Here is a 13578-nt window from a genome sequence, read left to right on the forward strand (position 1 = left end):
CTCGACGTACGCATGAGGACTAGACGGAAGCGGAGCACTCTCAGTCATGGGCCGAGCCGAAGAACGACAAGCGCGGCAGCGCGGGGCCCGCCGGGCAGCGCGCGGGCGCCCGTCCGGCGGGGGCAAGCCCAAGCGCACCGGCATACGGCGCTTCTTCACCTGGAAGAAGATCCTCGGTACGTTCCTCGGATTCTGCCTGCTCGGCATGGTCGGCTTCGTGGTCCTCTACCTCGTGGTGGACATACCCGAGGGCAATCCCGCGGCGAAGATGCAGAGCAACGTCTACAGGTACAGCAACGGCGATGTCATCGCCCGCACCGGCGACGTGAACCGCGAGATCGTCGACCTGGACAAGGTCCCCGAGGACGTCCAGAAGACCTTCGTCGCCGCGGAGAACAAGTCCTTCTACAAGGACGAGGGCATCGACTTCAAGGGCACCGCCCGCGGTGTGCTGAACACGGTGACCGGCAAGGGCAAGCAGGGTGGCTCCACCATCACCCAGCAGTACGTGAAGAACTACTACCTCAGCCAGGACCAGACCGTCAGCCGCAAGCTGAAGGAACTGGTCATCTCGCTGAAGGTGGACCGCGAGAAGAGCAAGGACGACATCCTCGCGGGCTACATCAACACCAGCTACTACGGCCGCGGCGCGTACGGCATCCAGGCCGCCGCCCAGGCCTACTACGGCGTCGACGCCAAGGACCTGGAGGTGCAGCAGGGCGCCTACCTCGCGGCGCTCCTTCAGGCCCCGAGCCAGTACGACTGGGCGGCCGCGACGCCGACCGGCAAGAAGCTCGTCAAGCAGCGCTGGAACTACGTCCTCGACAACATGGTCGAGGAGGACTGGCTCGACTCCGGCAAGCGCTCGGCCATGAAGTTCCCCACGCCCGAGAACCCCAAGGCCCCGCCCGGCCGCGAGGGCCAGATCGGCTACCTCGTGGAGGAGGCCAAGCGCGAGGTCCTGCGCAACAGCAACCTCAGCGAGGCCGAGTTCGAGGCGGGCGGCTACACCGTCACGCTGAACATCGACCCCAAGAAGCAGAAGCAGCTCGAGCAGGCCGTCGACAAGAAGCTGAACGACAAGCTCGACCGAAAGAAGAACAAGGCGGACGCGCGGGTCCAGGCGGGCGCCGCGTCCGTCGACCCCAAGACGGGCAAGGTCCTCGCCATGTACGGCGGCGAGGACTACGTGAAGCACTACACGAACAACGCCACCCGCCGCGACTATCAGGTCGCCTCCACCTTCAAGCCGCTGATCCTCGCCGCGGCCCTGGAGCACGGCGCCACCACGCAGGACGGCAAGCCGATCACGGCCGGCACGATCTACGACGGCACCAGCAGGCGCCCGGTCAGGGGCAGCGAGGTCGGCTTCGCGCCGCCCAACGAGGACCACGTCGACTACGGACCCGTCACCGTCCAGAAGGCGATGAACAAGTCCATCAACTCCGTCTTCGCGCAGATGGGCGTCGACGTGGGCATGCCCGAGGTCATGGAGATGGCGGGCAAGCTCGGCATGGACGTCAAGGGCCTGCCTGCCGTGCCCGCGCAGACCCTGGGCTCCATGGGCGCGAGCCCGCTGGAGATGGCGGGCGTGTACGCCACGCTCGACAACCACGGCAAGAAGGTCACCCCGGCGCTCGTCGGCTCCGTCGAGCACAAGGACCGCACCATCGACCTGCCCGACCCGGTCGGCGAAGAGGTCGTCAAGCGCGGCACGGCCGACTCGCTCACCTCGGTGCTGACCGGCGTGGTCGACGACGGTACGGGCCACGCGGTGCGCAACGCCGGGCAGGACGTGGCGGGCAAGACCGGTACCTCCGACAACAACAAGTCGGCCTGGTTCACCGGCTACACGCCGAAGCTGGTCACCTCCGTCGGCCTGTTCGGTGAGGGCGCCCCGGGCACCCCGGAGAAGAACAAGCAGGTCTCCATGAAGGGCGTCGCCGGTGAGCCGCGCATCGACGGCGGCAGCTTCCCCGCCGAGATCTGGGCTGCCTACACGTTCGATGCCATGGGCGCGCCGAGCGAGTTCGACCTCAACACGGACATGGGCGCGGCCGTCGCGCCGCCGCCGGACCCGACCTCGAAGGCGCCCGAGCAGCCGACGAGCACTCCGACGGAGCCGTCACAGAAGCCGACGCAGAAGCCCACGCAGAAGCCGACACAGACCCCGACGCAGAAGCCCACGCAGACCCCGACGCAGAAGCCGACGCACACGCCGACGCAGACCCCGACGGACACGCCGACCTCGACGATCGACCCCGAGGATCCGGACGACGGGCTGTTCGGCAGGGACTGACCCCGTACGGAGTCCCCTGCGAGTCCCCTACGAAGTAAGGCGCCCCGGACCGAAACGGTCCGGGGCGCCTTCGTCGTACGGGCCCGGCAGGGCGCTCAGCTCCGGTTCAGCTCGAACCAGACCACCTTGCCGGTGCTCAGCCGGGTGGCGCCCCAGCGCCGCGCCATCTTGTTGACGAGATACAGGCCGCGGCCGCCCTCGTCGGTGGCGCGGGCGTTGCGCAGGCGGGGCAGTTGCGGGACGTCGTCGCCGACCTCGCAGCGCAGCACGTCGGTACGGAGCAGCCGCAGCGTGATCGGCCGCGACGCGTACCGCACGGCGTTCGTCACGACCTCGCTGACCAGGAGCTCCACCGAGTCCGTGAGCTCCTCCAGGCCCCAGCGCACCAGCGCGCTGCGGGCCAGGCGGCGGGCGCGGGACGGTGTCGCGTTCTCCGGTTCGAGGAACCAGTACGCGACGTCGCTCGGCGCGATCCCGTCGAAGCGGGCGGCGAGCAGCGCGATGTCGTCGTCCCGGTCGCCCGGGCCGAGCATGTCGAGCACCTCGTCGCAGAGGGCCTCCAGGGGCGGCGGGTGGTCGGGGCCCGTCAACTGGGCGGTGGCGGCGAGCCGTTCGCGCAGCTGCTCTATGCCGGTCCACACGTCCCGCAGCCGGGATTCGACGAGCCCGTCCGTGTAGAGGAGCAGCGTCGCGCCCGCGGGGGCGTCCAGCTCGACGGCCTCGAAGTCGACGCCGCCCACGCCGATCGGCGCGCCCGGCGGGACCCGGAGGACCTCGGCGCGGCCGCCCAGGTGCAGCAGGACGGGCGGCGGATGCCCGGCGTTGGCGATGGTGATGCGGTGCGAGACCGGGTCGTACACCGCGTACAGGCAGGTGGCCATGCGGTCGGAGCCGAGCCGCTGGGCCTGCTCGTCCAGGTGGTGCAGGACCTCCTGGGGCGGCAGGTCGAGCCCGGCCAGGGTCTGTGCGGTCGTCCGCAGCTGGCCCATGATCGCCGCCGAGGTCATGGAGTGGCCCATGACGTCGCCCACGACCAGGGCGACCCGGCTGCCGGGCAGCGGGATCGCGTCGTACCAGTCGCCGCCGACCCGCGCCGTCTCGGCCGCGGGGAGGTAGCGCGAGGCGAGCCGCACGCCCGTCGGGCGCGGCAGCGTCTCGGGGAGCATGGTGCGCTGCAGCTCGTCGGCGATGTACGCCTCGCGGCCGTACAGGACGGCCTTGTCGATGCCGAGTGCGCTGTGCGTGGCCAGCTGGGCGGCGACGAGCAGGTCGTCCCCCTCGAACGCGGGCCGGTCAGGGCGGCGCAGGAACACCGCGGCGCCGATCACCCGGCGCCGGCCGCGCAGCGGCGCGAGGATCGCCCGCTGCCCGCCCGGCAGGGTGCGCCCCTCGCCGAGCAGCTCGGGCAGCGCCGCCCGCGCCGCCGCCGAGTCCGCGAAGACCGGGCGCACCCCGCGCAGGACCTCGGCGAGCGCGCCGCCCGGCCGCACCTCGCACAGCTCGGCGCTGCCCAGCACGTCGGTGATGTCGGGCTGCACCATCTGCAGCGCGGGCACGGCGTTGCCGCCTTCGGTGTCCGGCTCCTCGGCGCCCTCCTCGATGGAGCGCAGCCGGTCGGTGCGGCGCAGGCGGAGCACCAGCGGTCCGGTGGGCCGCTCGTCGCCGACCGGCAGCGGGTCGCGCAGATAGACCAGGATCGCGTCGGAGAACGTCGGCACCGTCGCCCGGCACAGCCCCATCACGATCTCGTCGAGGTCGATGCCGCGGGCGATGCGCCGGGTCGCGGCGCCCACGAAGCGCAGCCGGTCGCCGTCACGCCGCATCGCCACCGGACCCGAACCCGGCGGCCTGGGCGCTCCGGAGCGCCGCTCCTCGCCGTCCGGCGGCAGGGCGGTGCCGCCCGGGGCGGGCCCGGGCTGGGACGGCACGCCGCTCTCGGGCGCGGGGCGCGGCCGGTGCGGGTCGGGCTCGGCGGCCGAGGACGGGGAGTGCTCGCCGGACGGCACGGGGGCGTCCGAACGCGACTCGCCGGCGGGTGCTGCCTGTGCCGCTGATCCGGCGCCGGCGCCGCCGCCCTCCGGGTGTTCGGGGGAACGCAGCAGCGCCCCGCGGGTATCCGCGGGGGCGGTCGGCCGGGCAGCTGGTGCCTTGCGACCCTCGTGGGGGGTGAGGTGCTCCGTCACGCGTTTCGAATCCGTCCGTCCGGGGCTGCGCGCCGTGCGCGCCGTCCAGCGTTGCACGTTGCTCAGCCGCGTCGGCAGTGCAGAAAGACCTGGTACTCGGGTGGTGCGTCGGTGCTTGCGGGGGCGTACGCATACGTGTCCTCGCCGGTGATCTCGAAGCCCGCCTCCCGCACGACCTGCCGCAGTTCGTCCCGCAGGTAACCCGATACCCGGATTGTGTGCCCCAGGAACGGAATCGCCGCGTCGTCCAGGTCGGCCTCGACCATGGACAGTTCCATCAGGCCTCCGGGCCGCAGCAGGCCGTGCAGCAGCCGCAGTGCCTCGGGGATCTCCGCGCGCGGCAGCATCAGGAGGGAGAAGAAGCAGGCGATGCCGTCGAACGTGCCGACCCCGCCCGGCCCTTCGGCCCGCAGCTCCGCGATGTCGAGTTGCCGGAACCGGGCTGCCGGGACGTTCTTTCTCGCCAGCTCCAGCATGCCCGACGAGATGTCCGTGCCGAGGACCGAGTGGCCGGATTCGGTCAGCTGGCGGGCGGTCGGCAGGCCGGTACCGCAGCCCACGTCGAGAACGGCGGAACCGGCCGGGAGCGCCGCGGCGAGGCGGCCTCCGGCGTCCAGTTGGCCTTCCTTGTGCGGGAAGGCGTCGTCGTAGTGCTGCCCGATGGCGTCAAAGGCCTCGGCCTGACCTCTGCGGTCCTCGCTCACGTTCTGCCGCCCCTCGATGACTTCCTGTCAGGCACCGCGCGGACGCACGGAGTTGCTGCTGTGCGCCCTTGCGGAGGACGATCCTACGTTTGAACCACGGGGGCGCATCAAGGGTCTCATGAGGACACATGCGCGGGCGTACGGTCCCAGTCATCCGGAAGGGAGGGTACGACCCAGGACGGATCGGGCCGCCAGTGCTGCCAGCCGTCCGAAAACGGCGCCCCCCAGGTCTCGATCACGTCAAGTGCGGCCCGCCCGGCGGCGCGGACGTCAGCGGCCTTTCCCGCGTCCATCAGACCCACCCTGCGGGCCTGCTCGAACTCGTCCTCGTCGTGCCAGCGCCAGCTGCGGTCCGGGCGCACGGAGATGTCCAGAAAGTGATCCTCGGAGTCGACGCCGCCGGCCCAACGGACGCGCGGCTCCTCCAGGTTGACGTACCAGTTCTTGAACTTCCAGCCCGCGTCCCAGAAGAGCCAGACCGACCAGGGATCGCCCGGCCGCGCGAGCTTGAGGACGCCGGTGCCGAACCAGTGGCCCGTGCGGACCGTGCGCGGTTTGGTGTAGCGGGTGGCGAGCGGCTCGTGGTGCAGGGGCGTCCCGTCGGCGATCACCGGCCGCACGCACTCGGTGCCGGGCGCCATCCACACGGCGAGCAGGTCCTCGGTGTCCCGCACGACGGTGACGGGGCGGCAGATGTGGACGCGGTGCCCGGAGTTCTCCCGGTACCGCCACAGGATGTGATCCCCCGGCGCCCACCGCGCCGCTCCGCCACCGGCCGTCGTCTGCCCGTCGAGGTCTGTCATGGACAGATACTAGACGCCGCCCCGTCGGTCCGGGCTCCGTCAGGGATGTGTCATGCGCAGGACGTCCAGGGCCTCGTCCAGCTGCTCCAGGGAGAGGTCGCCCCGCTCGACGTACCCGGACTCCAGGACCACCTCACGGATCGTCTTCCGCTCGGCGAGGGACTTCTTCGCGACCTTCGCCGCCTCCTCGTACCCGATGTACTTGTTCAGCGGCGTCACGACGGACGGCGAGGACTCGGCGTACTCGCGGGCCCGTTCGCGGTGGGCGGTGATGCCGTCGACGGTGCGGTCGGCGAGCAGCCGGGAGACGTTGGCGAGCAGCCTGACCGACTCCAGGACGTTCTTGGCGATGACCGGGAGCATCACGTTCAGCTCGAAGTTCCCCGCGGCGCCGGCCGCGGCGACCGTCGCGTCGTTGCCGGTGACCTGCGCGGCGACCATCAGGGCGGCCTCGGGGATGACCGGGTTGACCTTGCCGGGCATGATCGACGAGCCGGGCTGCAGGTCCGGCAGGCTGATCTCGGCGAGGCCGGTGCGCGGGCCCGACGCCATCCACCGCAGATCGTTCGCGATCTTCGTCAGGCCGACGCCGATGGTCCGCAGCTGCCCGCTGGTCTCGACGATGCCGTCCCGTGCGCCCTGCGCCTCGAAGTGGTCGCGCGCCTCGGTCAGCGGCAGCCCGGTGGCCCGCGCCACCTCGGCGATGACGGCGGCGGCGAAGCCGGGCGGGGTGTTGATGCCGGTGCCCACGGCCGTGCCGCCGAGCGGCAGTTCGGCGAGGCGGGGGAGCGAGGCGCGCAGCCGCTCGACGCCGTACCGCACCTGGGCCGCGTACCCGCCGAACTCCTGGCCCAGCGTCACGGGCGTGGCGTCCATGAGGTGCGTACGGCCGGACTTCACGACGTCCGCGAACTCCTCCGCCTTGCGCTCCAGGGCGGCGGCGAGGTGTTCCAGGGCGGGGATCAGGTCGCCGGTGACCGCGTTCGTCGCCGCGATGTGGATCGAGGACGGGAAGACGTCGTTGGACGACTGCGAGGCGTTGACGTGGTCGTTGGGGTGGACGTCGCGGCCCAGGCGCTCGGTGGCGAGGGTGGCGAGGACCTCGTTGGTGTTCATGTTGGACGAGGTGCCGGAGCCGGTCTGGAAGACGTCGACCGGGAAGTGGTCGTCCCAGCGGCCGTCGGCGACCTCGGCGGCCGCGGCGGCGATGGCCTCCGCGACGTCCTTGTCGAGCACGCCGAGCTCCGCGTTGACCTGGGCGGCGGCCGCCTTGATCTGTGCGAGGGCGGCGATGTGGGCGCGTTCGATGACCTGCCCCGAGATGGGGAAGTTCTCCACCGCGCGCTGGGTCTGGGCCCGCCATTTGGCGTGCGCGGGGACCCGTACCTCGCCCATGGAGTCGTGCTCGATCCGGTACTCGCCGGTGCGGTCGTCGCTGGCGTCACTGGTCATGCCCTGAACCTACCTCTCCGTTCAAACCCCGTAAAAAAGTTGAGCACTTGTCTTGTTCCAGGTATTCCCAAGCCTGCTACTGACCAGTAAAAACCCTGGGTAACACCACACCGGGGAGGCGCAATGAAGCGCATCAGAAGCAGCGGTGGCCGACTGCGATGTTCGTTCGCGGCAGCCGTCGCGATGACGGCCGTGCTCGGCACGGCAGCCGCCGTACCCGCCGAGGCGGCGGACGAGAGCGGAGGGAAGGCGCCCGCCGCGACGCCCCTCCCGCCCGACCTCGAGAAGATCCGGGCGGCCGAGGCCACGAAGCTCTACGGCAGTCCGGCCGAGCGCCCGATGGCCGACCGCAAGACCGGCCTGATCTCGCTCGGCGACAGTGAGATCTCCGGCGAGGGCGTCGGGACGTACGAACCCGGCACCGACGGCCCCGACAACTGGTGCCACCGCTCGCCTGACGCCGCGATCCACCGCACCGGCATCCCGGCCGACGTGACGTACAACGTCGCCTGCTCGGGAGCGCAGACCGTCAACATGAGGATCGGCGGCCAGAAGCAGTACGCCGACGAGCTGGTCCAGAGCGACAACCTCGCCGTCAAGGCGCGCAATACGAAGATCAAGACGATCCTGCTGGTCATCGGCGCCAACGACGACCTCGACTTCTCCGGGGTGATGACGGACTGCGTCACCCGCTTCCTGCTCAGCCAGGGCGCGTGCGCGGGCAAGTACAACGACGGCTGGCAGGCGCGCGTGGACGGGCTCGTGCCCAAGGTCGAGCAGTCCATCCGCGACCTGAAGACCGTCATGAAGGACGCGGGCTACCAGGAGGGCGACTACAAGCTCGTCGCCATGGGGTATCCGAGCCCGATAGGCCCGGACTTCCGCGACAACCCCACGTTCCCCGGCAAGCTCGCCTGCGGCGGACTCGGCTACGACTCCGACACCGAGTGGGGCCGCAACTACGCGGTGCCCGCCTTCGGGACCGGCATGCGCAAGGCCGCGCGGAACGCGGGCGCGACCTACCTCGACAACTCGCGGCTCTTCCACGGCCACGAGGTCTGCATGGAGGACACCTGGGCGCGGGGCCTCTACGTCGACCTGTCGAACCCGTTCCCGCCGGACTCCAACTCGGTGCGCCAGTCCTTCCACCCGAACGCCCGCGGCCACGCCGCCTTCGCGTCCTGCCTCACCCAGATCTACAACTCCGGCAAGCGTGAGGGCAGTTGCGCCGACCCCGCGAGCACGGGCAGCCCGAAGCTGTACGAAGGCGCCTGGGACGACGCGTACAAGCCCCTGAAGAACGAGGCCACCGGGACCTGCGTGGACGTCGACGCGTCCAAGAGCCGCAACGGCATCAAGGTCCAGGGCTGGGACTGCACCGGCAACCGCAACCAGACCTGGTGGTACGACGACACGCAGCGGTCGCTGCACACCGGCCTGACCCAGGACCGGTGCGTGGACGTGCCCGACGGCGCGTACAAGGAAGGCACCGCCGTCACTCTGTGGAACTGCCACGGCGGCGCCAACCAGAAGTTCGTCCGTGCGGCGGGCACGCTGCGTCCCGCTGCTGAGAGCGGGCTCTGTCTGACCCTTGCGGGGGCGAAGGAGCCGGTGCGGCTCCAGAAGTGCACCGGGGCGGCGAACCAGCGGTTCGCCTAGGCCCTGTCGTCAAACTCGCGTCGTTCGCCCGGAGGGTCGCGAGGCAGACGGGAGTTTGACGACAGGGCCTAGGAACCGCCCCTGCGGGGGACTGCGCGGCCTGACGCCGCGGGCGCGTCGTGGCTTGTCGCGCAGTTCCCCGCGCCCCTGAAGGGGCGCACGCCGTACTACGCCAGGCCCGGTCCGCGCACCGGAATGTGCGTGAACGTCGGCTCGGGGGCCGGGTTCTGGAAGAAGTCGTTGCCCTTGTCGTCGACGACGATGAAGGCCGGGAAGTCCTCGACCTCGATCTTCCAGACCGCCTCCATGCCGAGCTCCTCGTACTCGACGACCTCGACCTTCTTGATGCAGTCCTGCGCGAGGCGCGCGGCCGGACCGCCGATCGAGCCGAGGTAGAAGCCGCCGTGCGCGTCACACGCGTCGGTGACCTGCTTGCTCCGGTTGCCCTTGGCGAGCATCACCTTGGAGCCGCCGGCGGCCTGGAACTGCTCCACGTAGGAGTCCATCCGCCCGGCCGTCGTCGGCCCGAAGGAGCCGGACGCGTAGCCCTCGGGGGTCTTCGCCGGACCGGCGTAGTACACCGGGTGGTCCTTCAGGTACTGCGGCATCTCCTCGCCCGCGTCGAGCCGCTCCTTGATCTTGGCGTGCGCGATGTCGCGGGCCACGACGAGCGGGCCGGTCAGCGAGAGGCGGGTCTTCACCGGGTGCTTGGTGAGCTCGGCGAGGATGTCGTCCATCGGCTGGTTGAGGTCGATCTTGACGACGTTCTCCTCCTCGCCCAGGTGCTCGTCCGTCGTCTCCGGCAGGAAGCGCGCCGGGTCCGTCTCCAGCTGCTCCAGGAAGACGCCCTCGGCGGTGATCTTCGCGGTGGCCTGGCGGTCCGCCGAGCAGGAGACGGCGATGGCGACGGGCAGCGAGGCACCGTGGCGCGGCAGGCGCACCACGCGCACGTCGTGGCAGAAGTACTTGCCGCCGAACTGCGCGCCGATGCCGATCTTCTGCGTCAGCTCGAAGACCTTCTCCTCGAGCTCCTTGTCCCTGAACCCGTGGCCGGTCGCGGAGCCCTCGGCGGGCAGCTCGTCCAGATAGTGCGCGGAGGCGTACTTCGCGGTCTTCAGGGCGAACTCGGCGGACGTGCCGCCGACGACGATGGCGAGGTGGTAGGGCGGGCACGCGGCCGTGCCCAGCGAACGGATCTTCTCCTCCAGGAACTTCATCATGGAGGCCTCGTTCAGGACGGCCTTCGTCTCCTGGTAGAGGAACGACTTGTTGGCGGAGCCGCCGCCCTTGGCCATGAAGAGGAACTTGTAGGCGCCGCCGTCGGTCGCGTACAGCTCGATCTGGGCGGGGAGGTTGGAGCCGGTGTTCTTCTCCTCCCACATGGTCAGGGGAGCCATCTGCGAGTAGCGCAGGTTCAGCTTCGTGTACGCGTCGAAGATGCCCTTGGAGAGTGCCTTCTCGTCCTCACCTTCGGTGAGGACGTTCTGTCCGCGCTTGCCCATGACGATCGCGGTGCCGGTGTCCTGGCACATGGGGAGCACGCCCGCCGCCGCGATGTTCGCGTTCTTCAGCAGGTCGAGCGCCACGAACTTGTCGTTGCCCGACGCCTCCGGGTCGTCGACGATGCGCCGCAGCTGGGCCAGGTGGGCGGGGCGCAGGTAGTGCTGGATGTCGTGGATCGCCTCGGCGGCCAGCTTGCGCAGCGCCTCCGGGTCGACCTTGAGGAACGTCCGCCCGTCGGCCTCGAAGGTGGAGACACCCTCGGCGGTCACCAGCCGGTACGGGGTGGTGTCCTCTCCCAGCGGCAGCAGTTCGGAGTACTCGAACGCCGGGGCGGGCGGGCGGGAGTTAACAGACATTACGGCCATTCCTCACTCGGCAGACAGCGGCGCGGCCTCCATTGGCGACGCGCCATCCAGCGTAGAGCGCGCCCGGCGGGCCGATCCTGTGAGGTAAGGCTCAGTAGACGTGGCCGCGGGCCGGGGCCCGGCCCGTCGGCGCGCCGGATAGTCGCGATACAGGGGTAGTCGCGATCTATCGCGTCTGGGTACGCTGCTCTGCGTGGACCTCGAAAAGCATCCCCCAGCGCTCCGTGCCTCCGACGCCGACCGGGACCGCACGGCGGACATCCTGCGCGAGGCCCTGGCCGAGGGCCGGCTGACCGCCGAGGAGCACGCGGAGCGGATCGACGGGGTGTACCGCGCCAAGACCATGGCGGACCTGGAGCCGCTGGTCCGCGACCTGCCCGCCGCCCACGCCCCGGCGCCCGCCCGGGGCCGCGCCCCCGAGCCCGCCCCCTCCCGGCCGTCCCCCGGCGTCGTCCCGCCGGTCGCCGACGAGAACCTCGTCGCGGTGCTCAGCAGCTCGGCGCGCAGGGGCCGCTGGCGGGTGGGCCGCCGCACGCACGCGTACGCCGTGTTCGGCAGCGTCGAGATCGACCTCAGCGAGGCGATCTTCGAGCAGCGCCAGGTGGTCATCAAGGCCCTCGCGATCTTCGGCTCGGTCGACATCCGCGTCCCGGAGAACGTCTCGCTGCGCGGCAGCGGCGGCGGCGTCCTCGGCAGCTTCGAGGTGAACACCGTCGACTCGCCGGACCAGGACGCCCCCGTGGTCTTCGTGGACGGCATCGCGGTCCTCGGCAGCATCGAGGCGCGGCCCCAGCGCGGCAAGCTCGTCCGCGATCTGCACCGGCGGCTGGGCAGGCGCACCGGCCACTGACGGCGTCCGTCGGCCACGGCGGGGAAGCGGCACGTCCGTACATCGGAACTCAGTGCATAGGCGCGCACACAGCGGGTAGAGCTTGCTGCATCGTCTCTCGCTCGCGAAGCCGTCGTCAGGAGTAGACCCGTGCTGCAACCGTCGCATCAGTCTCTGCAGGTCGCCGCCGTTCCGGCTCAGCGGTCACCCATGCGAGATCGGGATGATGACGCCCCGTGGCACACCGAAGCCGTGTGCCGCCGTGACGAAGCCGGCCTGTTCTTCGCCCCGTCCAAGGAGCCGACCGCGGCGCGGCTGTCGCGGGAGGAGGCCGCCAAGCGCGTCTGCGCCCGCTGCCCCGTGATGGTCGAGTGCCGCGAACACGCCCTCCTGCAGCCCGAGCCGTACGGCGTGTGGGGCGGCCTCACCGCCGCCGAGCGCCGCGTGGTCCTGGCCCGCCGCCGCCGGCGCGACCTGGAGCTGAAGAAGGCGTCCCACGCGGCGGGCATCGCGGCCGCCGGATAGCGGAACCACATGCCGAAGGGGGCGCCCCCCCCGCACGGGGCGCCCCCTTCGGCATGTGTACCGGTCGGTACGCCTACTTGGCGCGGTCGAAGTCGACCGCACTGTACGCGCGCAGCTTCGAAAGCCGGTGCTCGGAGTCGATCTTGCGGATCGTGCCCGACTTGGAGCGCATGACCAGCGACGAGGTCGAGGCGGTCGCCGCCCGGTAGCGCACGCCCTGGAGCAGCTCGCCGTCGGTGATGCCGGTCGCGACGAAGAAGACGTTGTCGCCCTTGACCAGGTCGTCCGTGGAGAGCGTGCGGTCCAGGTCGTGGCCCGCGTCGATGGCGCGCTGGCGCTCCGCGTCGTCCTTGGGCCACAGCTTGCCCTGGATCACACCGCCCAGGCACTTGATCGCGCAGGCCGAGATGATGCCCTCGGGGGTGCCGCCGATGCCCATCAGCAGGTCGACGCCGGTGCCCTCGCGGACGGCCATGACCGAGCCCGCGACGTCGCCGTCCGAGATGAACTTGATGCGGGCGCCGGTCTCGCGGATCTCCTTGACGATGCCCTCGTGGCGGGGGCGGTCGAGGATCATGACCGTGACGTCCTCGGGCGAGGAGTTCTTGGCCTTGGCGACGCGGCGGATGTTGACCGAGGCGGGCGCGTTGATGTCCACGTAGTCCGCGGCCTCGGGGCCCGTGACCAGCTTGTCCATGTAGAAGACCGCGGACGGGTCGAACATGGCGCCGCGGTCGGCGGCGGCGAGCACGGCGATGGCGTTCGGCATGCCCTTCGCGCAGAGGGTCGTGCCGTCGATCGGGTCGACGGCGATGTCGACCTCGGCGCCGGTGCTGTCACCGATGCGCTCTCCGTTGAAGAGCATCGGGGCCTCGTCCTTCTCGCCCTCACCGATGACGACGACGCCGTTCATCGAGACGGTGTGGACGAGGGTCCGCATGGCCCTGACTGCCGCACCGTCCGCGCCGTTCTTGTCGCCGCGGCCGACCCAGCGGCCCGCGGCCATGGCGGCGGCCTCGGTGACCCGGACGAGCTCCAGGGCGAGGTTGCGATCGGGAGCCTCGGGGGAGACCTCGAGCTCGGACGGGAGATGATGCTCGGTCATCGGAGAGCACCTTTCTGCTGAATACAAAAAAGTGGCGCGCCCGTAGGGCGTCCTTGGAAGGGCGGTGACGGGAGACGGGAGGGCGGCCGGATGAGGGTGTGCCATGACTCTATCCGTAGGCCGACAAAATGAGCAGAGGGCCCCACGCATG

Annotated in this window: 10 protein-coding genes; 4 read left to right on the plus strand and 6 right to left on the minus strand. The window is 70.7% G+C overall.

Features of this window, described 5'->3' with window-relative positions:
- Nucleotides 1-46: 46 nt before the first annotated feature.
- Complete coding sequence (locus ACFVYL_RS25695; protein WP_389719807.1) at nucleotides 47-2299, plus strand: transglycosylase domain-containing protein; 2253 nt, start codon at nucleotides 47-49, stop codon at nucleotides 2297-2299.
- A gap of 95 nt (nucleotides 2300-2394) precedes the next feature.
- Here the strand turns inward: ACFVYL_RS25695 and ACFVYL_RS25700 are convergent, their stop codons facing one another.
- From ACFVYL_RS25700 to ACFVYL_RS25715, 4 genes are all read right to left on the minus strand, one after another.
- Nucleotides 2395-4482: a SpoIIE family protein phosphatase gene (locus tag ACFVYL_RS25700; protein WP_389719808.1), complete on the minus strand. Its 2088-nt coding sequence runs from the start codon at nucleotides 4480-4482 to the stop codon at nucleotides 2395-2397.
- A gap of 62 nt (nucleotides 4483-4544) precedes the next feature.
- Nucleotides 4545-5186 carry a class I SAM-dependent methyltransferase gene (locus tag ACFVYL_RS25705; RefSeq protein WP_389719810.1) on the minus strand — a complete coding sequence of 214 codons (642 nt, stop codon included), beginning with the start codon at nucleotides 5184-5186 and terminating at the stop codon, nucleotides 4545-4547.
- A 116-nt stretch (nucleotides 5187-5302) separates the two neighbouring features.
- Nucleotides 5303-5989: a DUF402 domain-containing protein gene (locus ACFVYL_RS25710; RefSeq protein WP_389719811.1), complete on the minus strand. Its 687-nt coding sequence runs from the start codon at nucleotides 5987-5989 to the stop codon at nucleotides 5303-5305.
- Nucleotides 5990-6028: 39 nt separating this feature from the next.
- The gene (locus ACFVYL_RS25715; protein ID WP_389719812.1) at nucleotides 6029-7441 is read right to left on the minus strand and encodes a class II fumarate hydratase; all 1413 of its coding nucleotides are present in this window, start codon (nucleotides 7439-7441) and stop codon (nucleotides 6029-6031) included.
- A gap of 123 nt (nucleotides 7442-7564) precedes the next feature.
- On the opposite strand from ACFVYL_RS25715, the gene ACFVYL_RS25720 reads away from it, so the two are divergent.
- The gene (locus ACFVYL_RS25720; RefSeq protein ID WP_389719814.1) at nucleotides 7565-9100 is read left to right on the plus strand and encodes a ricin-type beta-trefoil lectin domain protein; all 1536 of its coding nucleotides are present in this window, start codon (nucleotides 7565-7567) and stop codon (nucleotides 9098-9100) included.
- Between the two features lie 167 nt (nucleotides 9101-9267).
- On the opposite strand, the gene ACFVYL_RS25725 is transcribed toward ACFVYL_RS25720, so the two are convergent.
- Nucleotides 9268-10959, minus strand: coding sequence for a fumarate hydratase (locus ACFVYL_RS25725; protein ID WP_389719816.1), 1692 nt, complete (start codon nucleotides 10957-10959; stop codon nucleotides 9268-9270).
- 202 nt (nucleotides 10960-11161) lie between these two features.
- Between ACFVYL_RS25725 and ACFVYL_RS25730 the strand changes: the two genes are divergently transcribed.
- Both ACFVYL_RS25730 and ACFVYL_RS25735 read left to right on the plus strand, forming a co-directional pair.
- Nucleotides 11162-11818 carry a DUF1707 domain-containing protein gene (locus ACFVYL_RS25730; RefSeq protein ID WP_389719818.1) on the plus strand — a complete coding sequence of 219 codons (657 nt, stop codon included), beginning with the start codon at nucleotides 11162-11164 and terminating at the stop codon, nucleotides 11816-11818.
- 129 nt (nucleotides 11819-11947) lie between these two features.
- Nucleotides 11948-12322 (plus strand): WhiB family transcriptional regulator, encoded by a 375-nt coding sequence (locus tag ACFVYL_RS25735; protein ID WP_361715714.1) that lies wholly within the window; start codon nucleotides 11948-11950, stop codon nucleotides 12320-12322.
- 73 nt (nucleotides 12323-12395) lie between these two features.
- Here ACFVYL_RS25735 and glpX read toward each other — a convergent pair whose 3' ends face one another.
- Nucleotides 12396-13427, minus strand: a complete 1032-nt coding sequence (glpX, locus tag ACFVYL_RS25740) for a class II fructose-bisphosphatase (protein ID WP_389719820.1) — start codon at nucleotides 13425-13427, stop codon at nucleotides 12396-12398.
- Nucleotides 13428-13578 lie beyond the last annotated feature (151 nt).

Source organism: Streptomyces sp. NPDC058308 (assembly GCF_042880275.1).
Classification (GTDB): Bacteria; Actinomycetota; Actinomycetes; order Streptomycetales; family Streptomycetaceae; genus Streptomyces.